Source organism: Pseudoalteromonas luteoviolacea (genome assembly GCF_001696455.1).
In the GTDB taxonomy this organism is placed as follows: domain Bacteria; phylum Pseudomonadota; class Gammaproteobacteria; order Enterobacterales; family Alteromonadaceae; genus Pseudoalteromonas; species Pseudoalteromonas luteoviolacea_C.
On the sequence record NZ_MAUJ01000002.1, the window covers coordinates 247,103 to 271,003 of the forward strand.

Below are 23,901 nucleotides of genomic sequence, written 5' to 3' on the forward strand. Positions count from 1 at the left end.
AAATTCAATTCAACGGCCAATAAATAACCAAATATTTAATCTAAATTAAACTTATGTTATAAATACATTAATCACACCGTAAAATTGAATATTTTTCACGCGGTTGACACTGAGAAGAATACCTGTTTTAGTTAATTTGGTTAACAACATGTAACTAGGACAAACAAGATGAAACACAACTTTCTAACAAGCACTAAATGTACTTTACTTGCCCTTGGCGTTGCGTCTGCGCTTGGCACTGCCACAGCACACGCGTCTAATACCGAGCGTATGATTGTTACTTTGAAAAGCGAATCTATGGCGAACACATTGCCTGTTGCGATGTCTACAGCTGAAATTTCTGAGTTCAAAGCACAATCACTATCGCTGTTTGCAAATGATTTAAATACGACTGCAATCAAAACTCTACCAAATATCAATGCAGTTGTAATGGAAGTAACGCCTGAGCAGTTGGCAGAGCTTGAGAAAAACGGTGATGTAGAAACAGTTGAGGTGGATCCAAAGCGTTACGTTCCTGAAGTAATTGAAGCGGGCATTTCACCACTTGCTGAATCTACTCCTTATGGTATCAACATGGTACAGGCTAAGCTTGTAAGCGACGCAGCGGCTGCTAATCGCAAAGTTTGTATCATGGATACAGGTTATCATCGTGCACACGAAGATTTAGTGAGTGCAGGCGTAACAGGTGATGATGGTTATGGCTCCAATGATACTGGTCTTTGGTACAATGATGGTAATGGTCATGGTACACACGTTGCGGGCACAATCGCGGCGCTAGGTGGAAACGGAACTGGCGTTGTGGGTGTTAACCCATCGGGTAACCTTGGCCTTCATATTGTTAAAGTTTTCAATGACTCTGGTCGCTGGGCTTATGGTTCGGACCTAATCGAAGCCATTAATCAGTGTGAAGCTGCAGGATCTCACATCACAAGCATGAGCTTAGGTGGCAGTGGCAGCTCAACAGCAGAGCGTAATGCTTTCGATCAAAGTTATCAGCGCGGTATGCTGCATATTGCAGCTGCAGGTAACGGCGGCAACAGTGCACTAAGCTACCCAGCATCATACAACAATGTTGTATCTGTTGCGGCAGTTGATAGCTCAGAAAACAAAGCGTCATTCTCGCAATATAACAGCCAAGTTGAAATTGCAGGTCCTGGTGTAGGCGTAAACTCGACGTGGAACAACGGTAGCTACAGAAGCATCAGTGGTACATCAATGGCAACGCCTCACGTGTCAGGTGTAGCAGCACTAGTTTGGAGTAACTTCCCACAATGTTCAAACGCAGATATCCGTGCAGCGCTTAATGCAACAGCTAAAGACAAAGGTGCTGCGGGCCGTGATACGTCATACGGTTACGGTATTGTTCAAGCAAAAGCAGCTTATGACTACTTAGCACAAGGTTGTGGCGGCGGTGACCCAGTTCCTGTTGCAAACTTTAGCTTCACGACTCAAGGTTTGAAAGCAACATTCACAAACTCTTCAACAGTAGGTTCTTATAACTGGACGTTTGGTGATGGAAACTCTAGTACACAAGGCTCGCCAAGTCACACATACGCGCAAGCAGGTACTTACGATGTAACACTTAAAGTTACTAATTCTGCTGGGGACTTTGACAGCATCGTTAAGCAAGTAACTGTTGACGACGTTGTAACACCGCCGGGTTGTAGTGGCCTATCAGCTTGGAGCGCTTCAACGTTCTATCGTGTCGGTGACAAAGTATCTTACAACGGATACGAATACCACTCAATCTGGTGGTCACGAGGTGCACGTCCAGATGTATTCTCTAATGTTTGGAGAAAAGTAGCTAAGTGTAACTAATCACATAGAAAATAATACACTCGTTACTAATATAACCCCAATGCAGGACCACTGTGTTGGGGTTAGTTTTTCTTGAAACAGATATACCCCAATCAAGCCAGCACCGATAATGCCAATAGCCCGCTTTAGTGCTTCCAAAATACCCGGCTGTATTTCGAGTAATGCGATAAATTGAAATGTAACAGCAAGGGAAAAACAAGCTGCAGCACTCAGCCACAGCCACATATATTGCGTAATTTTTGCTAGACACAGTTTGGGACGAAACAGCAGACCGTTAAAAACGAGTACCACTAGCGTAATATAAACAATGTGAAATTCTATTGAGCTCAGCTTGAGTGCCTGTTTATCAAATACGATGCAACAACCCCAACAGATAGCAGTCAGTAATATATAACCACTACCAGGCTCCAAAAAAGTCAGCTTCCCGCCCTGTAAAATAAATGAGGCACTTACCAAAATAGCGATCGCCAAAAGCTCGAGTCCCCCCAATGACTCACCGAGCCAAAACCAAGCGAAAACACCTGAAATTACGGGAGTTAAACAGAGCATAGGCAGCATAACCGCCACTTTGCCAATCGCTAATGCACGAATAAAACTGACGCTGCCAATGCCAGCTAACAATCCGCTGATTGTTGCAGGATAAAAGTACTGAATTGTAGGTATAGATCTATCTTCGAAAAGCCAATAAATGAAGTAGCACGGCAATACTAAGGCACTGAAGACGACCGACATTAAAGGCGCTGAAAAAAAAGCAGCTAGGCGCTTACGAGTGTAATCGAACCCAACCCAAAATAAAGCACTAACAAGAGCAAACTCCATGAATGGTTCATCGCCTCTTAATTAACATGTGAGCAGACTGCGCCTTCATATAATCGTTGATTTTTGGGTGCTCTGGCTTCCAACCAGCTAAAAAACGGTGAAAATCGACCCATACTAACGGCCACAAGGCTCGCCAATCATTTTCGACGTCTTTTCCTACTATGGCACTTTGATTTCTATTCAATTGTGTCGTTAGCGCTTGAAAGTATTTGTCTAATAATAATTCGCAATGCTTTTCCAAACCTTCACTGTCTAGCACGGTTGTTAGCAATAACATCACATCTGACAACCCAATGCCCACACCAACATGCTGAAAGTCGTAGCCAATAACCCCCTTACTACCAAAAGCAAAGTTTGCCAGCTTCGCATCCCCATGGATCATCGTTTTGTATCTTGTTGACGTTAAAGCGACATCAAGACGACGCGCGTTCTCTTTAAGTAAACCTGATGGCATTTTTTCAAACTCATCGGGGCGGGTTTTTAGGTGCCAATAATTCCCTTCTCCGTATTCTTCAAATTGGGAGTGAATCTGTGCTTCCTCTAACCATGTAGCATGAAAATGCGCAAGCCATTCAATGACTTTATTGATATCTTCAATATTAGCAGTATTTTTATTTATAAACCCTTTTGCTTCATAATCTTCTAGCAATGTAACAAATATCCCTCGCTCAGCATGTAACTCAAACATTTTTGGCACAATGCAAATGTCTTTTAAAACATCTACACACTGCTTGTAAAACAGTTGTTCCTTTTCGTAACTGCGTACCTTTCTCTTAAGGGAGAAACTCGTTTGTTTGATGTTCTTGTGCTGCAAATCCTGAGGAACTTGCGTCACTTTTGCAACATAACATTGATTGCCAAGAGTGAACTTTTCCAACGTACCACACCCATTCCAAAGGGCTATGCGTTGATCTTTACTTTGAGTATTAAGAAACTGTTCGTATAGAGAAGAGGACTGCATACATTTTCATCGTAGTAACTTTTTGTGCAGTCTATATGAAACACCCGCTTATAGATATAAGCGGGTGAAAAGGCGTGTTACTGATTAACTGCCGTTTTTAGTCTTTCGTCCGTTTTTTCATCGGCGATCAGGTTTAAGTCAAAATCGTACTCATCAACGCGAATCGCTTTTTCACGTTTGCGGTTATAGTCAACCAATTTAATGTATTCTTGTTCATTAACAATATTGGCAACAAACGCATTGCTTAGTGTCTCGTCAAAGGTGACACCCGCTTTTACCTCTTTACGGCGAAGGGCTTTTTTGACTTTTGCGAGTGAATCTAAGCAAGCCATTTTAGCTTTGTATGCTTGTTCATTAATATCATGTCCGTCGCCTTGAGTTGGCGTCACTAAGTGCGTAATTTGCTGTTTGAATGCAGTATCAAGCTGCGCAGCTTTCGCTAGTTCACGGATCATATCATCGCTAATTTTAGGCATACGATGACTGAAGTTCATTGTTGCGACGCGCATAAAACGTCTGGCTGCTGTGCTCGGGAAGTTATCCAAGAACTTGTGTAATGCTTTTTCAGCCTCAGCGAGTGCATAACGAGTCGCATAATGGAAATAAGGTGATGCTTGAGCTCTTTCGCTTTCAGAGACTTTTTGCTCGTAATAACGAATTGATGCCATAGCTGCATATACAAAACTCATCACGTCGCCAAGCCTTGCTGACAATAACTCAGCTTGCTTCAGTTTGCCACCTAGCACAAGTAAAGAGAAATCAGCATAAACAGCAAGCTTCGCAGATAACTGTTGTGCAGCTTTTTCATACTCTACGACTTCAGGCAATCTTGACGTACCTGACGCTAGGAAAGGAAAAGCACCTAACTTAAACGCTCTAAGTCCATTTCCTACGCTATAACCGATAGTCTTTCGAAGAATCTTATTGAATTCTTTATCAGCGGTTGGCGATTCACTGTGAATTGACTCAACCATACTTTGTAAATATGGGTGACAACGCATAACCCCTTGACCAAATATCATCAGGTTTCTTGTGAGGATATTCGCACCTTCAACCGTGATTGCGATCGGCTGAGCTACGTAACCACTTGCTAATGTATTCTGTGGGCCATTTTGGATGGCTTTACCCGCCAATATATCCATTGCAGAGTCTAAAACATCTCTACCAAGTTCAGTCATGTGATATTTTGCGATAGCAGTTACCACTGAAGGCTTTAAGCCCATGCCTAACCCTTCGGTCGTCAGTACTCTCATTGACTCTTGTAAATATGCTTTGCCTGCAATATCCGCAAGCTTTTCTTGAATGCCTTCAAACTGGCCAATGGCTAAACCAAACTGCTCTCGTACAGCAGCGTATTCAGATGCTGATTTCAGTGCGACTTGGCTAGTCGACACGCCAAGTGCTGGTAGAGAGATCCCCCTGCCCGCTCCAAGACAGCTGACAAGCATTTGCCAACCTCGTCCGATGTTCTTCTGACCACCGATGATAAAATCCATTGGAATAAACACTTTCTTACCACGAGTAGTACCGTTATAAAAACGGATACCCATTGGATCATGTCTGTTTCCTAACTCAACACCAGGGTGCGATTTAGGGATCAAAGCACAAGTAATACCAAGCGACTCTTTACCACCTAGCAAACCCTGTGGGTCAAACACTTTGAATGCTAAACCAAGTACCGTAGCGATCGGTGCAAGTGTTATATAACGTTTGTCCCAAGTCACTTCTAAACCAAGCACTTCTTTGCCTTCGAACATACCTTTGGTGACGATGCCTTGATCTGGGATACCGCCGGCATCAGAACCAGCCTCAGGGCTAGTCAATGCAAAGCACGGAATATCACGACCATTTGCAAGTCTTGGTAGGTAGTGGGCTTGCTGCTCAGCAGTGCCGTAATGAAGTAGTAGCTCACCTGGGCCTAACGAATTTGGCACCATCACGGTTACCGCTACAGCAGATGACTTAGTTGCTATTGTGCCAACGATGGTTGAATTTGCATAAGGGCTGAATTCTAAACCACCGTACTGCTTTGGGATAATTAGTGAGAAAAATTTTTCTTGCTTCAAAAAGTCCAAGATGTGCTCAGGCAAGTGCTTAGAGTTTTGAATCTGATTTTCATCAATCATTGACATCAAAGTTTTAACTGGCCCATCCAAAAACGCTTGTTCGTCTGCAGAAAGCTTAGCTTCTGATACAGATCTTAACGCGCCAAAATCTGGCTTTCCTTGATAGATAGAACCTTCTAACCAAACATCCCCTGCGTCTAACGCTTCTTGTTCTGTAATTGAAATGCTTGGCAATATTTTTCTTAGCTGTGTTCTTAAACTCATAATAAACTCATCCGACCAGATAGATATACTTACATTACGGCATAAAATTCAAATTAGATCAATTGCTCAAATGAAAAAATTAACGATATTTTTACTGAATTTGCTTATTTATATGGAAAAGTAACCCAGAATTAATAGCTTACACGTGTAAGCTGAAATTAGTGTTCGCTGCTTTTTTTGTCCTGTAGTAGCGATGTTAAGACTGGATAAACTAAAATGTGGCTAGTTTTGCTTTTGTAATTGCAATTAGAATGTCTGGACATATTGAGATTTCTAGACCTCGACGCCCACCACTAACATAAATATTAGGGTATTGTTTTGCTGTTTCATGAAGGACAACTGGAATATTTTTCTTATGGGCAAAAGGACTAATTCCACCCAGTAGATAACCGGTCGCAGTTTGCGCCCGATTTTTATCAGCCATTTGAGCTTTTTTACCACATATTGATTTTGCAAAAGACTTTAAGTCAACTTGTTGATTTGCTGGTGTTATTCCAATAAAAAGCTCGCCATCTACATCAATAACGAGTGTTTTAAAGACCTGATGATGGTCCAGATTGAGCTTTGTTGCCGCTTCTTGTGCATAATTGGTAAGACTCGGATCGTGCTTAAATTTTAATACTTCAAATGCTACTTTCTGTTTTCTCAATAAGTTTATAGCGGGAGTCATGGTTCCTCCTTGGCAAAATTACCGCAGTTCTAAGTTAGGCATTCAGCCTGTTCTTGCTCTGTTCGAATGTCTTTTATGCTTCGCTTTCGAATCATTATCAGAGGGAAAATAAAGCGCATATTATACTAAAATATGCTCGACAATATGGGATTGTCTACTAAAGTAGTATATACCGGCAAACGCTTATAGAGCAGGTGTTATAAAAGTCAGGCTGTATTGTTTGATGACTCTATAAGTACCTTTAGCCGAGTGAGAAAAGTAACATGAGTGTTCAGGTTGTAAAAGCATTAAGCGTGTCGATTTTTGCATGTTTAGTAGTGATTTTTTTAAGTAACGAGTATCACTTTTGGCTTGACAGGTTAGCGTGTAATGAAAAATGTGAAGTCTTAGGGTGTAGCTCTGGAACACTGATTTCAGGAGAAGACCGATCGGACCTACTGTGCCGATGCAACGATGATATGGATTATCTCGTAATTTTAGACTGAGAGGTAAAACGCGCCAATGGCGCCGTTTTGATTAAGCTTTCTATTTGGTTAGGTCATCAAAAAACTTTTTAACGCCATCAAAGAAGCCTTGAGCTTTAGGGCGATTTTTACTGGTATCACCGCTCATACTCTCTTCGAGTTCACGTAACAGTTCTCTTTGACGCTCATTCAAATTCACAGGTGTTTCGATAACAACCTTGCAAATTAAATCACCTACAGAACCACTGCGAACAGATTTAACACCCTTGCCTCTCATACGGAACATTTTACCCGTTTGGCTTTCAGAAGGGATCTTAAGATTTGCTCTGCCATCTAGTGTCGGTACTTCGATTTCACCACCTAGTGCCGCGGTAGTGTAGCTGATCGGCACTTCACAGTATAAATTGTTACCATCACGCACAAAGATTGGGTGTTCACGCACAGTAACTTGCACATACAAATCACCTGCCGGCGCACCATGCATACCTGCCTCGCCTTCACCAGAAAGCCTAATACGATCTCCCGTATCAACACCTGCTGGGATCTTAACAGACAGTGTCTTTGTCTTCTCTACACGACCTTGACCATGACATTTGTTACATGGATCTGAGATAACTTGGCCAGTACCTTGACAAGTAGGACATGTTTGCTGGACAGCAAAGAAACCCTGACGCATTTGGACTTGGCCTGCACCATGACATGTTGTACACGTTTTAGGTTTTGAACCCGCTTTTGCACCACTGCCATCACAAGGCTTACAGCTAACCCATGTAGGCACTTTGATTTCTACATCTTTGCCCTTAACAGCCTCTTCAAGCGACAGATCTAAGCTATATCTTAAATCGGCACCACGTTGCTGTCTCGATTGACGACGACCGCCTCCGCCGCCACCAAAAATATCACCGAATACGTCCCCGAAAATATCGCCAAAGTCGGCTCCACCACCGAATCCGCCATGGCCTCCACCACCGTTTTGTTCAAACGCTGCATGGCCGTATTGATCATACATCTGGCGTTTTTGACTATCCGTAAGGACTTCGTACGCTTCTTTTACTTCTTTGAATTTAGCTTCTAAGGCTTCATCACCCGCAGTACGGTCTGGGTGATATTTCATAGCTAGGCGCTTATACGCCTTTTTAATATCACGTTCGTTAGCGTCTTTTGATACGCCTAATACTTCGTAATAATCACGTTTTGACATAGTTATCACACTACTCTTACAAGACAACTCTTCGGATATAACCCGATATACTGAGCCAAATTTTAAAAACACTAAGGGCGCATCTGGCGATATCGCCGCGCGCCCTTAAAAGTCAACAATTACTTATTGTCTTTAACTTCTTCAAACTCAGCGTCAACTACATCGTCGTCTGCTTTAGCTGAACCTGACTGAGCACCAGCTTCTGGACCTGCTTGCTGTGCTTGTGCATTTGCTTGTGCAATCTCCATTAGCTTTTGAGACTTTTCAGCAAGTGCTTGAGTTTTAGCATCGATATCTTCTTTGCTATCACCTTTAATCGCAGCTTCAAGTTCTGTTAAAGCGCCTTCAATTGCTGTTTTGTCTTCAGCTGGTAGTGCTTCACCTGCTTCTTCTACTTGCTTACGAGTTGCGTGTACAAGTGCGTCAGCTTGGTTACGTGCACCTACTAGCTCTTCAAACTTTTTGTCTTCTTCAGCATTTGCTTCAGCATCACGTACCATTTTTTCTACTTCATCGTCACTTAGACCAGAAGAAGCTTGGATAGTGATTTTCTGCTCTTTACCTGTATCTTTATCTTTCGCAGATACATGTAAGATACCGTCAGCATCTACATCGAAAGTAACTTCGATTTGAGGCGCGCCACGTTGAGCTGGGCGAATACCTTCAAGGTTAAATTGACCAAGTGACTTATTATCAGTTGAACGCTTACGCTCACCTTGTAGTACATGAATTGTAACCGCAGATTGGTTGTCTTCAGCTGTTGAGAAAACCTGTGACTTCTTAGTTGGGATAGTCGTGTTTTTCTCGATAAGCGCAGTCATTACCTGGCCCATAGTCTCGATACCTAGAGACAGAGGGATAACATCAAGAAGAAGTACATCTTTAACGTCGCCAGACAGTACACCACCTTGGACAGCTGCACCTAGTGCTACGGCTTCGTCAGGGTTAACATCTTTACGCGCTTCTTTACCAAAGAACTCTGCTACCTTAGTTTGAACTAGAGGCATACGAGTTTGACCACCAACTAGGATGATGTCATTTACATCGCTAACTGACAGGTCAGCATCAGCAAGTGCACGCTTTAACGGCTCGATAGATTGGTTTACTAGGTCTTCAACTAAAGACTCTAACTTAGCACGCGTTAGTTTAACGTTCATGTGCTTAGGACCAGTCGCATCAGCTGTCACGTAAGGAAGGTTAACTTCTGTTTGCTGTGCAGATGACAACTCAATCTTAGCTGTTTCAGCAGCTTCTTTAACACGCTGCATCGCTAAAGGATCAACCTTAAGGTCAATACCTTGCTCTTTCTTAAACTCTTCTACTAGGTAGTTGATAACACGGTTATCGAAGTCTTCACCACCAAGGTGAGTATCACCATTCGTTGCTAGTACTTCAAATGTGTGCTCGCCATCGACTTCATCAATCTCGATGATTGAGATATCGAATGTACCACCACCAAGGTCATATACTGCAACTACGTTGTCGCCTTGCTTTTTGTCCATACCGTAAGCAAGTGCTGCGGCAGTTGGCTCATTGATGATACGTTTAACATCTAGACCCGCGATACGACCAGCATCTTTTGTTGCTTGACGCTGTGAATCGTTAAAATATGCTGGTACTGTAATTACGGCTTCAGTCACTTCCTCACCAAGGAAATCTTCAGCTGTCTTTTTCATCTTCTTAAGTACTTCAGCAGAAATTTGTGGCGCAGCACGTTTTTCGCCACGTACTTCAACCCACGCATCACCATTGTCAGCTTTAACAATGTTGAATGGCATGATGCTGATATCACGTTGTACTTCTTCGTCTTCGAAACGGCGACCAATAAGTCGTTTAATTGCATAAAGCGTATTTGTAGGGTTAGTAACCGCTTGACGCTTAGCCGGTTGACCTACTAATGTTTCGCCTTCTTCTGTAAATGCAATAATCGACGGGGTAGTACGATCGCCTTCAGCGTTTTCAATTACGCGCGTGTTCTCACCATCTAATACTGCTACACAAGAGTTAGTAGTACCTAAATCGATTCCAATAATTTTACCCATGTGAATCTTCTCCGACCTCAAAAAATTCGTTGTTCTGTTAGATGAATTGATAGATAAGGGCGGTAATCTCTAATTCAACCTTAAATTCGAAAAAAATTTCATTTTTTTTCAATTTTTTTTATTTTTAGGATGAACAGAGCAAAAAGCAGACAAAATAACTGTATTTATTGAGTTAGAGTTTATATTCTAATTCAATAAATAATAACATTTGGAAAAACCATGGACTTTCAAACCCTCATTTCATCTTCGCAACTACATGAAGCGCATCCCCTAATTACAGTTCCAGATACTTGGAGCCAAGGGAGAACTGTATTCGGCGGGTTAAGTGCAGCACTGATGTTAAAACACATGTACCTTCGAATTAACGATGACTCTCGAAAGCTACTGTCGTTTAACTGTAATTTCGTCGCCCCTTTATTATCAGAGACACCTTTTACTATTTCGACGAAAATTCTCAGAAGCGGCAAGAATGTCACTCAAGTCGAAACTATTATTGAGCAAAATGAATTGACATGTTTGGTGTCACTGGCATGTTTTGGCGTTGAGCGCCAATCAAGCGTCAACGTGCCCGCACACGAAACACCGGCTAAATTAAACCAAAGCATCAACCCAAAACAGACGCTCCAATATATAGAAGGGCTATTCCCCGCTTTTATTCAAAACATTGATTTGAATTTACAACACGGTGCAATGCCATTTAGCGGAGCAACCACCACTGAGATCCACGGCTGGATGAAGTTTAAAGGAGAAGAAAAAGGTAATTTGAACGAGTTACATGTTCTTGCGCTGGCTGATGCATGGCCACCAACTTTACTTCAACTGTGCAACTCACCATCCCCTGCCAGTACTGTATCTTGGTATATCGAGTTTTTACAACCTCTTGCATCAAATGATAGCCAATGGCTTGGATATCAAGTCTCTACTCACCAAGCTGGCGGGGGATATGGCACTGAAGATGCCAAAATATTCTCGCAAACTGGGGAACTAATCGCGTTAAGTAGGCAAACTGTCGCCGTTTTTGATAGTTGATATTCTTTTAATGGTCACTCACAATAGAAGGTATCATTTATAGTACTGCATTTTTATTGTGATAATAGCTTGCCAACATTGCGACCACCTTGTTTCTATCGCACACATGGGCAGACAACAGCGCGCTGTTTGCCCTCATTGTGGGAATGTGTTGGCTCATTGCCAAGTGAATTACAACCAAAGTATTAATGCATTTGGACTGTCATCGATTTTATTTCTTTTAGTGAGTCTACATCCTCATTTTATTTCATATGCACAACATGGGTTAAAACAATCTATTAGCCTAATTGAGGCTATCTCGCTGCTTGCTGAAAACTTCAGTACCCTGCTAGCAGGACTTTTGGGTTTTACTATTTTGCTCATGCCACTGGCTGCATTACTGCTTATTTTGTTAGCCCACTCTCCTTTTTGGAAGCATCTCAACCCCCATAATGCCAGAGTATTTGTTAGAGCTTTAATGATACTTAAGCCACTTAATCTCGCTGATATTTTCTTAGTTGCAGTGCTTATAAGCGCATTTAAGTTAACAGAGTTCGCCGAGATTGAAGTTGGGTTGGGTTTTTGGGCTTATGTATTATTTGTGTTGTGCTTTGTAGAAACTCTGTCACTGCTAAGCAAAGAACAGCTTTGGGAGCGAGAACAACAGACTTTTTGCCCAGACGAAAGAACGTGCTCTGCGCGAGCACTCCAACAAAACTTAAAACAATGCCATGTCTGCGGACAACTCAGTGATTCAATTCACTGCCCTCGTTGTATGACCAAACTAAAATTTAGAAAGAAGGACTCACTGGCAAAAAGTGCCGCATGGATGGCAACAGCAATGGTTCTGCTCATACCCGCCTTAGCGCTTCCTATTATGGATACGATAAATTTAGGTTTACATACTAAAGCCACAATATACAGCGGCGTAGAAGTGATGTGGAATGCAGGCTCTTACCCTGTCGCCATTCTTATTTTTCTGGCCAGTGTTTGCATTCCAATAATTAAAGGTGTTGCACTCTTCTACTTACTTTACCAAGTCAAGCGATGTACCCACCCCAAACTTGCGAGCAAGCTATATAGAGCGCTTGAATTTATGGGAAAATGGTCAATGATAGATGTATTCGTCGTAATTCTCTTGGTTTCTTTGGTACAACTTGGTACTGTTTTAAGTGTTGAGCCTCAATCAGGTATCGTATTTTTCACTGCTATGGTCTTATGTCAAATAATCTCCGTTAATCACTTCGACCCGCGCTTACTTTGGGACAATCTAGAACAACAATGAACGAACAAGCCTACATTGAATCCAAGCCGAAATTTTCAGTTATCTGGATTGTACCCATTATTGCCGTTCTCATTACTGGTTGGATGCTTTATCAACACCAATCTAATAAAGGCCATGTCATATTTCTTAAGATGGAAAATGCAGATGGCATCATTGCTGGAAAAACAGAAGTTAAAGTGCGGAGCGTGCAAGTTGGTTTAGTTGAGTCTCTAAGACTTCAGATTGAGCAAAATGCAGTGATCGCGACGATACGTATAAATAAACATTACGACTCGTTGTTGACAGAAGATGCGAAGTTTTGGACTGTGAAACCGCGCGTGGATGAGACCGGGATCTCGGGGTTAAACACCTTACTTTCTGGAGTTTATATCGAATTGTTACCTGGTGAAAGTCGCAGTTCTGCGAATTTATTTACGATGCAAGACCAACCAGCTCTGATATCCCCTGATGTAGATGGGTTAAGATATAGTCTAACAGCTGCAAATGCAGAAGTTTTGGATGTTGGTACAGGTATTTTCTTCAGAAATTACAAAATAGGCCAAGTAGAGTCCGCCAAATTTAACGAAAAAACGCTCGAAATGGACTACGGTATTTTTATCAATTCACCATATGATGAGCTCATATCAAAAAATGTTATTTTTTGGGTAAATTCAGGAATAGAAGTTGATTTGTCAACAGAAGGGATCCGAGTCTCTACAGGCTCTTTATCAAAATTGATTAAAGGGGGTATCTCAGTCGACTATCCTCCTGCCGCTGAGGCAGACGAAACGGCCCCCGAAAATACCCAGTACAAGCTTCATAAAAATTTTGCTGTTGCATTAGAGCGACGTTTCGACCTATTCGATCTCTACCTCATAGAGTTTGAGCAATCAATCAAAGGCTTAAGGCCTGGTGCTCCCGTTGAGTATAGAGGTATGCGCATAGGTACTGTGGAACAAGTACCAGCACAATTAGTAAGAGATGGGCAACCACTTTACTTCCAGCAAGACAATACCTCGATCCCTGTCCTTATTAAGGTTGAGTATGGGCGTATATATGACATTGATGAACAAGCTAAACAATATTGGCAAGGCAACATAGAAAAATGGATTAAAAATGGCCTTCGAGCATCGCTAAAAAGTGGCAATTTGTTAACAGGTGCGGTATATATAGAGCTAGACTTCTATAGTTCTGCTAAGCCCGAGTCGATTGCCAAGCACTCTATTTACCCAATTTTACCGAGTGTGCCGAGTGGCTTTACGGCTTTGTCTGAACAGGTCATGGCACTATTAAACAAGTTAAACAAGCTGCCGCTAAACGATACCTTAGGCGAAGCGAAAAACACACTCACAGCTTATAAACAATTGGGCTTAGAGACTGAAAAACTCATAAAAGAATTAAACAACAAAAAAGTATCAGAAAAAGTGGATAAGAATTTAACTCAATTACAAGGCACGTTGGTTCAATTAACTGCAAGCTTAAAGCAATTCGAAAAGACTTTGACAACCTATCAGCAGGGTTCTGGCGTTATGGAGCAACTTACAGACACATTAAGTGAGTTAGAGAGCTTGTCAAATACGTTAAAGCCGGTGACCAAAAGTTTAAATGAGCAACCCAGCATGTTGATTTTTGATAAGAGCTCTGGCCAAGACCCAATCCCGAGGAAAGGGCAATGAGATTAGCATCATTACTTGGCGTATTGGCTTTGTTTTTAGCAGGCTGTAGCAGTAACGTCGACTCTCATAAATACTACAAGTTTTCGGTCACAAGTAATGGCAATCCTGCACAATTATCGGCGTCTAAGCAAAGGGTTTATATTGACACAATATCAATTCTTGGTGCGGCGAATCAACAAGCATTGATTCAATATACTGATGAAAACCAAGTCAATATAGCTAACTTTCATTATTGGGCTGAACACCCCAAAAATATGCTCGCGCAAGCGACAAATACTTATTTAGCTAATGAGGGGATTAACGCCATTCCACTTAGCTATGCAGGCGATGATTTAGAGAAACACCTTACGCTTAAAATTGTTGTTTATGAGTTTGCGGGCCATTATAACGATGGTGCAGTATTAAAAGGCAATTGGTATATATATCGACATCACAAACGCAGCAAAGTGCTGCATAGTAGTCGTGCGTTCTCACTATCAAGTTCATTAGAAAACAATGGTTTTGAGCCGCTAATAGCGGCGCATAAAAATAATTGGCTACTGCTTATGAAGGATGTTGCACAGCAACTGCATCAGCCAAATTATGAGTGAATAGTTTAACTGGGTCATTTTGGGGATCTATCTTTAAAAACCCTATTTCCATAAAGCCCAATTTAACTAGCAATTTTTGACTTGCTGCATTACGAATATCTGTAATTGCATTAACCGCCTGTAAAGCTAACTCCGTTTTAGCTAAATTCATTAACGACATACAAGACTCAAAGCCATAGCCTTTACCAGTATACTTATCAATAAAAGCATAGCCCAAATCGGGGGCCTGTAAGTAAGGCCTCTGGTAAAACCCCGCGACACCTATTGACTCCCCACTACTCAAACAAACAATAAATGGGGCGATGAGACCGGACTGATAAGGCGTTAAAAAAGATTTCTTGATATATTCATTGGCACTATGAACATCAAACACGTTCTTATCACCAATATTATCTATAAAACTCTTTTGGTTAAGTAATTGGATGATAAAATCAGCATCGGACAATAACGCCTTTCTGAGCATACATCTGTTTGTGCTTGCTATGATACCTTCAGCCAAGTTAGCTCCTTGTTAAAAATATGAATAAGCGAATACTTTTACTCTAATATATTTCAAATATACTTATAAAGCCCTACTAAACTTTATTACCTTAAAGGCTAATACGCAAAACAGCAACTATAGGATGATATCGAATGCCTATGAAGGAACCTTTAACGACTTGACAGTTTTAACTTTCTAGAGCCCTCCAGTATTACCTTTTTGATAGTCGCCAACTTTGGCGATGTTACTCTTCTCTAGTAAGTTCCTCCCTTACAGGGAGTGCATTCGAATCTTTTGTCTTAAAGTACTATAAACGGCAGTTGAATATAAAACAAAGAAGATGGCATCTATTAACAGAAATATGCTTTACGAAACTCCGTCGATTTAGGCGAATATACCTTCGCCAAAAAGCCTAAGCTATGTACAGGTTTCAACCAAGGAAGTACATGCTCTTGCAGATTGAGTCAAATAAGCAGAACGCTTATCTTTAAATACAGGATTAGGTAATGGCTTAATGGCCATAAGTAATTAGGTTGTGTGTATTTTCTTGATCAATAGATACTGGCGGCTACCATTAACACGTTTGTAGCCGCCATAATAGTTTATTTAAAGTCTGCCATTTTATACAAATCAGAAATATTTTTTATTTGCTGCTGATTTGGCAATGTTGCAAACGGTTTGTCAGCAAACTTTCTTCCTCGTACTTGTATGTTTAAGCGTGCGGCATCTTGATTGAGTAGCGTTTCATTGTAATACGCCTGTACGTTTTCTAAAGTTACCTGCTTTGCAGCTTCAATTAGCTTTTCTTTTGAATCGAAAGTCAGCTTGTTTCTATACCAATCAGACAAAATTGGTTGAGCCTCTTCAGACAAATTCTTTGGCTCCTCCATTAAATTGGCAAGAACAGAAGATTTGATTTTATTAAACTCATCCTTTGTTAGTTTATCTAATTCTAATGCGTAGCTTTTCTTAAATTCATCAAAGCGCGCTTGCATATCTTGCACACTTTTAACTGGCGTTTGAATAAACAACCCTATCGCTGAATACTCGTCGATGCTTGTGGACAAGGCCCCTACAGCGTAAGCGAGTTGTTCTTCCGTTCTCAACGTATTGAACGCTTTTTGGCGAAGGTGTGCTTTCAAAATTAACGCAGCTGCTTTTTGCTCATAACCTGGCGTTGGGTGAACAGCAACATCTACGATTGCTACGTCAGCAACATCTGCATCTTTTTGCCAAACCAGAACTTCGCCTTTTTTCGGTTGCCAAAACCCCGCTCTCACATAATCAGATTGACTTTGAGCGTCTCCGACTTCTTTTTTTAGAATAGCAACAGCATTGTTTATGTCTTCATTGCTGTAATTGCCGTATCCAAAAATTCTGATTAAGTTGTTGTCTAACATTTCATCACGATACTTAGCGAATGTCTCCGGGGTCATTTCCTTTGCAGTGTCGATCAGCAATTCATGGTCGAAATTTCCTTGTCTGGTTAGTTGGCGGTAAGCACCAAACGCTTGATAATAAGGGATCTGCTTATCTTGGTTTTGGATCTGACGTACATACCTATCTACCGCTTGCTCTAATTGCTTAGCTGTCGGTGACACTTTAAAGTCCACGAATGCTTGCTCTAGCAACAAGGGCTGTTTATCTGTGAAACCCGACAAAGACATGACAAGGCCATTGGAGTAAGTCAGATCCAGCCCCATGCCCGCAACGTGCGCTTCGGTCATTAGTTTTGCTTTTTGAATGTGGTAGAGATCTACCCAAAGCTGTGCGGCCACTTTATTCGCCACATTATTAATTGGCGTAGCGCTATTAATGACAACTTCAAGTGTGCCTTTGGGTTGTTGCGCATATCTCTCACTTGATTTGCGCCAGGCGTGAATTCTCTTACCTTTATATACCTGTTCGACACTGTTACCTTGGCCTTTTTTCGCTAACTTTAAATCAAAATTTTCAGGTAGTAACCTGTTTACACTCGGTAACGCAAGTGCCAGTTGACTCGGTTTCGACCACTGTGCAATTTCTTGATCAGAGATCTCCTCAACTTTATATTGCCCGTCATAAAAGTGTAGCTTGCTGTCTACAGGCTCATCCTTACTGATATACCATACTCGCATTGATTCGGGCGTGAGTTGTTCTAATACTTGGTTTATCGCGCGAGGTTCAAACTTAGCAAAATGGTAACCCGCATTCACGGCATGATTAAGTGGATAATCTTGCATGTTTGCAGCTAAATCACTGACATAATCAAACTCATCTTGTTTTTCTAAGAATCTAAATTTATTGTCCAGTGAAGTTTTAATTTCTTCAAAGTATTTAGCATCAACGCCCTTTTCTTTGATGAGGTTAATATATTGCATCACGGTCGCAACAATCTGCTCTCGATTTTTCATGCCCTCTTCTGTCAGTTCAATACCAACCGTTATCACACCATAGTTTCCATAGTGATTCGGCGCGTCATAGGCACTTAATGATGCAATCCACCCTTTATCTTTAAGGAGTTGAGCTGGACTTCCTTGCATCTCATTACTTAGAAGATAAGAAACAAAGTAATTTGGCTTAACAGCAAAGTCAGACATGTTATTTTCAATAATAAACTCTATATTGAGCGACTTCACATCTTGATTTGGTTGATAGTGAATACGTTTTTTTCCAGCTTGCTGAAAATCAATTGTTTCATTTACGACTGGTTCTTCGATATTCTTGTTCTTAATACTACTAAAGTGTTTTATTGCTTTTGCTTCCATTTCCGATAGAGGAAGGTTTGATATCATGGCAAGTTTCATGATATTTGAAGAATAATACTTGTCGTAAAAATCGACTGTTTCTTGATGCAAATTGCTGTTTGGCTTATCACCTAAAGTTTCAAGGTTACCGATTAGAAATCTATTTGCGGGGTGTTCCCCCAGTAGTGAACGCGCCAATTTAAACTGGCCGAAAAAGTCCATTTCACGTCTCATTGACCACTCTGCATTAACTGCATTTTTTTCTTTTTCTGTGTACTCTGGGTACAGCTTTGGAGCCTTAAAAAAATCCGAAAAACGAGCAAGCGCCTCTTCATATGCGTCATTATTAATTTTCAGCATATAGTTAGTCACGTCTAACCATGTATAAGCATTATGGCTACCGCCGTTTTTCTGCATAAATTCAGAATATTCATCCGGGTTTGGAAATTGCTCGGTTCCCAAAAACAACATATGCTCAAGGTAATGGGCCATCCCCTGTTGCGACATAGGGTCATGCAACAATCCGATGCCAACACTTAGCGCTGCAGCAGACTTTTCTGCGCTAGGGTCAGACACAAGTACAACGTCTATCCCATTTTCGAGCGTCAATACTTTATACTGTCTGTCATCACTTGGACTAACAACCAAGTGGTCTGCTATGAGTGAATTTTGAGAAGAAGAGAAGTTGGTCGCTGAGCATCCCGCTAGCAAGCCCAGAGTAATAGCTCCAATAGCAAAAAGTTTTTTCATTCGTAACCCATATTTTGCGCCAACCTTTGAGGTGAAAGAAATCACTAGTTGGACAAGTTTTTGATAAGTTTAGATTCTATTAATATTGATTGTAATTTATCGAGTGCACAACCATTATTAAGAAAAAAGTGTAACTGATTGTGAGACGCAACTTAAACCTCTTTATCTGAACTGTTAGTTAACAGTAGTTACCTATAAATTTTCTTGAACACACCAGATATTAATTTTTTTGATGAAAAGTATTTTTTTTGTTACCAATAGACATTAAACTGTCCAGTAATCACACTGAGTACACAACGACTTATTACAAGGCAAGTATTAAAAAGTGACAACAACAGGGGCAATTAATATGACTGACGAGCAGATCTGTGACTTCGGACTTCACGCAGGAGAACCATACAGCAAACTACCCGCTTGTTTTTTAAACTGGATGATCGAAACAAAGCACAGCAAGCAAGATATCGCTAAAACGGAGTTGAATAGAAGGGAACTCGCTGTTTCCGCTTCACGAGCTCAGGTAAATTCGTCTACTTTGTAATTCCATTTTCGTGCAATTGCTTTAAACTAGGCGCATAAATAAATTTAGAAGTATAAATAATTTATGCGCATAATAATTTCAGTTTTACTACTGTCTTTTTTGGCTGCTTGTCAGCTACTTCCAATTTCACAAAAAGAACAATACCTTACCGTTCTGCATACCAACGATCACCATGGTAGATTTTGGCACAATGAAGATGGCGAGTACGGTATGGCTGCTCGCAAAACTCTAATTGACCAACTTCGCCATGAAGCCACACAACAAGGTCATAATGTTATCCTGTTATCAGGTGGTGATATTAATACGGGTGTACCAGAGTCTGATCTACAAATAGCTGAACCAGATTTTAAAGGTATGAGCCTTATTGGTTATGATGCAATGGCCATAGGTAACCATGAGTTCGATAATCCTCTGTCTGTATTGGATCAGCAAATTGCATGGTCAAACTTCCCTCTATTATCAGCAAACATCATAGACAAAAAAACCAATCAGCCTGCTTACCAGTCATATGCGATCATTCAAAAAGGTACGCTTAAAATAGCTGTTGTAGGTTTGACGACCACAGACACCGCAAAAATAGCTAACCCTCAATATATCGGACATTTAGATTTTGTGACTCCGTCTGTAGCGACTCAACCTCTGGTTGATAAAATCAAATCTAAATACAATCCGGACGTGGTTATCGCTGTAACGCATATGGGTCATTATCACAATGCAAGTCATGGCATTAATGCACCAGGAGACGTAACCTTAGCCCGAGCGTTAAAACCAAATACACTAGATATGATAATTGGTGGCCACTCTCAAGAACCCATTTGTATGGACAAACAAGGCAATCCTGATACTAAATTCAAAGCAGGCAAAGCGTGCTGGCCAGACAAACAAAACGGTATTTGGATCATGCAGGCGCATGAATGGGGTAAGTATGTTGGTAAAGCAGTATTTAAGATTTCAAACGGTGATAAAGCACTTGTAAGCTACGAGCTTATTCCTGTAAATCTGAAAAACGAGCATGGCCACTTCATTTCAGAAGAAATCGCGAAAGATGAAGCACTATACAACTTTCTACTGCCTTATCAGGAACAAGGCGCATTAAAATTAGCCGGCTCTGTAGGTTCTGTTGACCAATACCTAGACGGGAAACGCAATACAGTGCGTTTCGAGCAAAGCTTGCTCGCCGATTTAATCATCAATGCTCAGGCTGAGGCTGTTGGTGCAGATTTTGGCATTATCAGTGGTGGCGGGATAAGAGCGAGTATTAAAGAAGGCGAAGTAAGCTATAAAGATATTCTAAAAGTACACCCATTTAAAAATCGCGTTGCTTACATTGATTGGCGCGGACAAGATCTCGTTCAGTACCTCAATGTTGTAGCAAGCTTTCCACCGGATGCTGGGGCTTATTTACAATATCATAAAATTGATTTTACCATTAACAATGGCGCAGTTACTGTCAAAACAATTAACAATAAGCCATTTGACGTAAATAAAACTTACAGAATGAGTATCAATAGTTACAATGCTTCTGGCGGTGATGGTTACCCAGTAATTTCAAATTATAAAAACTATCAAAGTACTGACGTAACGGATGCACAAGCACTACGTATATACATTGAGAAACACTCCCCTGTTAAAGTCGAGCAACTTTAATCAAATAGGGCGCTAATTTTATTAGTGCCCTTCTCTACTTACCCACAATCTCAACATCATCAAGCGTAATATTGGACAAGGCATAACTGTGAAGCTTTGATCTAGACCCTTCCCCGTGTGCCTTCGGTGGGTAATACTTGGCTTTAAGTTCTGGTGTGTTCGCTAATAGTTCATCCATCGCAGCTCTAATTTCGCTCAACGTTTTTTCTAAACTATTCGAGAAGTTTGGTCGTTTGCGTATTGTATGGCCCAATGAAATCAATCGGTGAAAGTACTTATCAGCAAGTTCTAGTAACTCTTCTGGTAGCTCTTTGTTTTGATTCAAGGATGCTTCAGGGTTCGCTTCACAATATTCAATCAAAGCTAAGTAGAAACACATTGGTTTGTTCGCTAGCTGAACTTTTACCTCTTTATTGTTCGAAAGGTGTAATGCTTTTGAGTAAAGATCAATATGTAATATGGGCTTTTTTTGTTCAGCAGGTGCTATATTTTTTGTTTTCAGTGATTTAACCCTGTGTCTAGCAATGCTTTTCAGTGCTGCAAAATTAAGAAGTGAAAACATAAACGGAATAATATAAAACGGGAGCTTATGGCTCTCATCAACACTGAACATCAAGTAGGTCTCATGGGTAGTCCCTGACAACACTTCAACGACTTCGTGTTCTTTCGCATGTAGCTCTTTACTAGAAACCGTAGTCAAACGAACTCGGCTCTGCTGCTCGGATAAAATCTCATTTAATGAATATATATATTCTCCTAGTGCTTCCTCATCACCGGAGTAGTTAAGGTTTGGATCCTCAAGAGAAAGACTTGACCGATCAATTGCCACTCTTAATTTTACGCTTTGTATATCACGTAAAATATTCTCACTAATTGTGTATTTATTTGAGAGGTTAAATATAGTAAGAAAAATAATTAAATAAAGCGTAAACATAGAAACTTGCTTTAATGTAATCATTGATTTTCCCCTAAATAATTGTAAGGAAAAGTATTGCATTGCCAATATTGATTTACACTATTGAAATAACTCGAACCACCATCTTTCGCTACGCGCTGCAATACATTCTGTAAAGAACATGCCAGTTCAGTATTGTCATTCAGCATTTTAAGGTACCACTTACTACCACTTATGTTCTCACCAATTGGTGTGATGTAATTCTTTGAAAAAAAGCGCTCGTCTGACTCGTTCCAATAACTGGCAATGATATCTAACTCACCAGCAGCCAATTTATCACGCAATATTTGGTGGGAGCTTACATATTGAATGTTTAAGGCATCTACGTCTATATCCAAACTTTTGAATGCCTTTTTAGGAATAATGTGTCCTGACCGACTTGTCGGATAATCAAGTAACCCAATCTTTTTATCTAGGAAGTAAGCCTTCTCATACTTAGGTTTTTCTCTGTTTGAGATGAAGAATGCAGTATAAGTTGGATACCCGATAACTGGCATATAACTGTATGTTGACTCTGCCATCAAGGCTTTCATCACGTTATCTTTGGATAGAGTCAAATCCGCCAGCCCCTTTGAAATAAAGTCAATTTGCTCAGCAAGGTTACCGCTCCACCACACTTCAACCATACCATACTGCTTTGCCAATATAGGGTCTTCACAGAGTTGTGGGGCTAGAGACTCAGCTAAACTTTTAATTGGTACATGTACGCTGAAAACTTGTGCATTCGAAACTGAGCGCGTTTGGCACGCTACATACTTTTGCATTACAGGCGGAAACTCGAGCCCAGCACGGTTATTCAGCTGGTTTGCCAAAAACCAACAGCCCAGAGCGGACAGAAACAAAACTGTAACAATGGTTGTATTATTGCTTAAATTGAGATTGTATTTCACATTGATGATTTTCTTTTCCTTCAACCATGCTTATTAGATCAATTTTTATTACTTATTGCAATAGGTAATTTTACCAATAAAGTTTAAACCTTTGTTTTTTAAGCTTTATTAATAAGAAATTATGAATCTCATTGACTCCTTTTATTTTCCGAAAAAATCCGGACAATTGACCTCATTGAAATGACTGGTTACATCCAGCTTCACAATGTATAGAGTTAGTAATGTTAAGAAGTTCAATTAAAGTTTTAGCCGTTTCTTGTGGGTTATTAAGTAGCTCGGTTTTTGCGTGGGGCCAAAATGGCCATCGAGTGATTGGTGAGCTCGCGCAGAATAACCTTACCCCAACGGCATCTTCTCATGTTCAGCTTATATTGGGTGATGACTCATTAGCAGAAGTATCGACGTGGCCAGATGAAATGCGCTCAAATCCAGAACACTTCTGGCGCAAACAAGCTGGGAAATGGCATTATATTAACATTGATAAGCCAGAACTCATGCATGACCACAGTAACGAAAAAATTGCAGACCGACATCAAGTAAAGCATATTCTAGATGGCATTCATTACACAGCAAATGTCCTTAGAGATCCTTCCTCAGACTTAATAGACAAGCAATTTGCATTAAAGTTCCTAGTACATTTAGTCGGTGATGCGCATCAACCGTTTCATGCAGGCAGAGCCGATGACCATGGCGGCAATAAAATTAAAGTCGAGTTTTTCGGTAAACCATCAAACCTACATAAAGTCTTTGATACCGAATTAGTAGAGCATGAAAGGCTTTCTTATACTGAACTTACAAAATTTTTATCTACATCAGATAAAAACATAATTACTGAATATTTAAATAGCTCCCCTTCAGACTGGTTATTAGAATCAAACCAAATTGCAGAAGAAATATATGAAAGCAATGAAACTGAAATAAGTTGGGGTTATATATATAAACATTCGCCAATGATTAAAACCCGTCTACAACAAGGCGGTATTAGATTGGCAGGTTTACTAAACCAAATTTTTGACAAAAACTCAAAACCTTTAGTTGATGCACTTGCAAAACGATAAGAGTTTTGAAAAA

Annotated in this window: 18 protein-coding genes; 8 read left to right on the plus strand and 10 right to left on the minus strand. The window is 40.6% G+C overall.

Annotated features, from left to right (window positions below):
• The first annotated feature begins 168 nt into the window (after window positions 1–168).
• Entirely contained in the window at window positions 169–1,818 is a 1,650-nt protein-coding gene (locus A7985_RS09685; RefSeq protein WP_065790264.1) for a S8 family serine peptidase, read from the plus strand.
• On the opposite strand, the gene A7985_RS09690 is transcribed toward A7985_RS09685, so the two are convergent.
• The 6 genes from A7985_RS09690 to dnaK form a co-directional block, all read right to left on the minus strand.
• Window positions 1,819–2,637 carry a DMT family transporter gene (locus A7985_RS09690; RefSeq protein WP_065790265.1) on the minus strand — a complete coding sequence of 273 codons (819 nt, stop codon included), beginning with the start codon at window positions 2,635–2,637 and terminating at the stop codon, window positions 1,819–1,821.
• A gap of 7 nt (window positions 2,638–2,644) precedes the next feature.
• The gene (locus A7985_RS09695) at window positions 2,645–3,598 is read right to left on the minus strand and encodes a phosphotransferase (RefSeq protein WP_065790266.1); all 954 of its coding nucleotides are present in this window, start codon (window positions 3,596–3,598) and stop codon (window positions 2,645–2,647) included.
• 77 nt (window positions 3,599–3,675) lie between these two features.
• On the minus strand, window positions 3,676–5,928 hold the full coding sequence (locus A7985_RS09700; RefSeq protein WP_065790267.1) for an acyl-CoA dehydrogenase: 2,253 nt from the start codon (window positions 5,926–5,928) through the stop codon (window positions 3,676–3,678).
• 211 nt (window positions 5,929–6,139) lie between these two features.
• On the minus strand, window positions 6,140–6,598 hold the full coding sequence (gene ybaK, locus A7985_RS09705) for a Cys-tRNA(Pro) deacylase (RefSeq protein WP_065790268.1): 459 nt from the start codon (window positions 6,596–6,598) through the stop codon (window positions 6,140–6,142).
• Between the two features lie 525 nt (window positions 6,599–7,123).
• Window positions 7,124–8,263, minus strand: coding sequence for a molecular chaperone DnaJ (gene dnaJ / locus A7985_RS09710; protein WP_065790269.1), 1,140 nt, complete (start codon window positions 8,261–8,263; stop codon window positions 7,124–7,126).
• Between the two features lie 119 nt (window positions 8,264–8,382).
• On the minus strand, window positions 8,383–10,305 hold the full coding sequence (gene dnaK / locus A7985_RS09715) for a molecular chaperone DnaK (RefSeq protein ID WP_065790270.1): 1,923 nt from the start codon (window positions 10,303–10,305) through the stop codon (window positions 8,383–8,385).
• 219 nt (window positions 10,306–10,524) lie between these two features.
• Between dnaK and A7985_RS09720 the strand changes: the two genes are divergently transcribed.
• The 4 genes from A7985_RS09720 to A7985_RS09735 are packed head-to-tail and all read left to right on the plus strand — an operon-like array spanning window position 10,525 to window position 14,843.
• Complete coding sequence (locus tag A7985_RS09720; RefSeq protein ID WP_065790271.1) at window positions 10,525–11,334, plus strand: acyl-CoA thioesterase; 810 nt, start codon at window positions 10,525–10,527, stop codon at window positions 11,332–11,334.
• Window positions 11,335–11,392: 58 nt separating this feature from the next.
• Window positions 11,393–12,598 carry a paraquat-inducible protein A gene (locus A7985_RS09725; protein ID WP_065790272.1) on the plus strand — a complete coding sequence of 402 codons (1,206 nt, stop codon included), beginning with the start codon at window positions 11,393–11,395 and terminating at the stop codon, window positions 12,596–12,598.
• Window positions 12,595–14,253 carry an intermembrane transport protein PqiB gene (gene pqiB, locus A7985_RS09730; RefSeq protein ID WP_065790273.1) on the plus strand — a complete coding sequence of 553 codons (1,659 nt, stop codon included), beginning with the start codon at window positions 12,595–12,597 and terminating at the stop codon, window positions 14,251–14,253. Before A7985_RS09725 ends, pqiB begins: the two co-directional genes overlap by 4 nt.
• Window positions 14,250–14,843 carry a PqiC family protein gene (locus A7985_RS09735; protein WP_065790274.1) on the plus strand — a complete coding sequence of 198 codons (594 nt, stop codon included), beginning with the start codon at window positions 14,250–14,252 and terminating at the stop codon, window positions 14,841–14,843. The genes pqiB and A7985_RS09735 overlap by 4 nt, the downstream gene beginning before the upstream one ends.
• Here A7985_RS09735 and A7985_RS09740 read toward each other — a convergent pair.
• Window positions 14,797–15,342 (minus strand): GNAT family N-acetyltransferase, encoded by a 546-nt coding sequence (locus A7985_RS09740; RefSeq protein WP_081310493.1) that lies wholly within the window; start codon window positions 15,340–15,342, stop codon window positions 14,797–14,799. The two genes, A7985_RS09735 and A7985_RS09740, sit on opposite strands and share 47 nt — an antisense overlap.
• Before the next feature lie 584 nt (window positions 15,343–15,926).
• A complete protein-coding gene (locus A7985_RS09745) occupies window positions 15,927–18,800 on the minus strand; it encodes an insulinase family protein (protein ID WP_065790275.1) in 2,874 nt (957 codons plus the stop codon).
• Between the two features lie 349 nt (window positions 18,801–19,149).
• Between A7985_RS09745 and A7985_RS09750 the strand changes: the two genes are divergently transcribed.
• Window positions 19,150–19,338, plus strand: a complete 189-nt coding sequence (locus tag A7985_RS09750) for a hypothetical protein (protein WP_065790276.1) — start codon at window positions 19,150–19,152, stop codon at window positions 19,336–19,338.
• A 63-nt stretch (window positions 19,339–19,401) separates the two neighbouring features.
• Window positions 19,402–20,985 (plus strand): bifunctional UDP-sugar hydrolase/5'-nucleotidase UshA, encoded by a 1,584-nt coding sequence (gene ushA / locus A7985_RS09755; RefSeq protein WP_065790277.1) that lies wholly within the window; start codon window positions 19,402–19,404, stop codon window positions 20,983–20,985.
• Window positions 20,986–21,019: 34 nt separating this feature from the next.
• Here ushA and A7985_RS09760 read toward each other — a convergent pair whose 3' ends face one another.
• Window positions 21,020–21,943 carry a hypothetical protein gene (locus A7985_RS09760; protein ID WP_065790278.1) on the minus strand — a complete coding sequence of 308 codons (924 nt, stop codon included), beginning with the start codon at window positions 21,941–21,943 and terminating at the stop codon, window positions 21,020–21,022.
• Window positions 21,940–22,830, minus strand: coding sequence for a hypothetical protein (locus A7985_RS09765; RefSeq protein WP_256096693.1), 891 nt, complete (start codon window positions 22,828–22,830; stop codon window positions 21,940–21,942). The genes A7985_RS09760 and A7985_RS09765 overlap by 4 nt, the downstream gene beginning before the upstream one ends.
• Before the next feature lie 221 nt (window positions 22,831–23,051).
• Between A7985_RS09765 and A7985_RS09770 the strand changes: the two genes are divergently transcribed.
• On the plus strand, window positions 23,052–23,888 hold the full coding sequence (locus tag A7985_RS09770) for a S1/P1 nuclease (RefSeq protein ID WP_065790279.1): 837 nt from the start codon (window positions 23,052–23,054) through the stop codon (window positions 23,886–23,888).
• The last annotated feature ends 13 nt before the right edge of the window (window positions 23,889–23,901 follow it).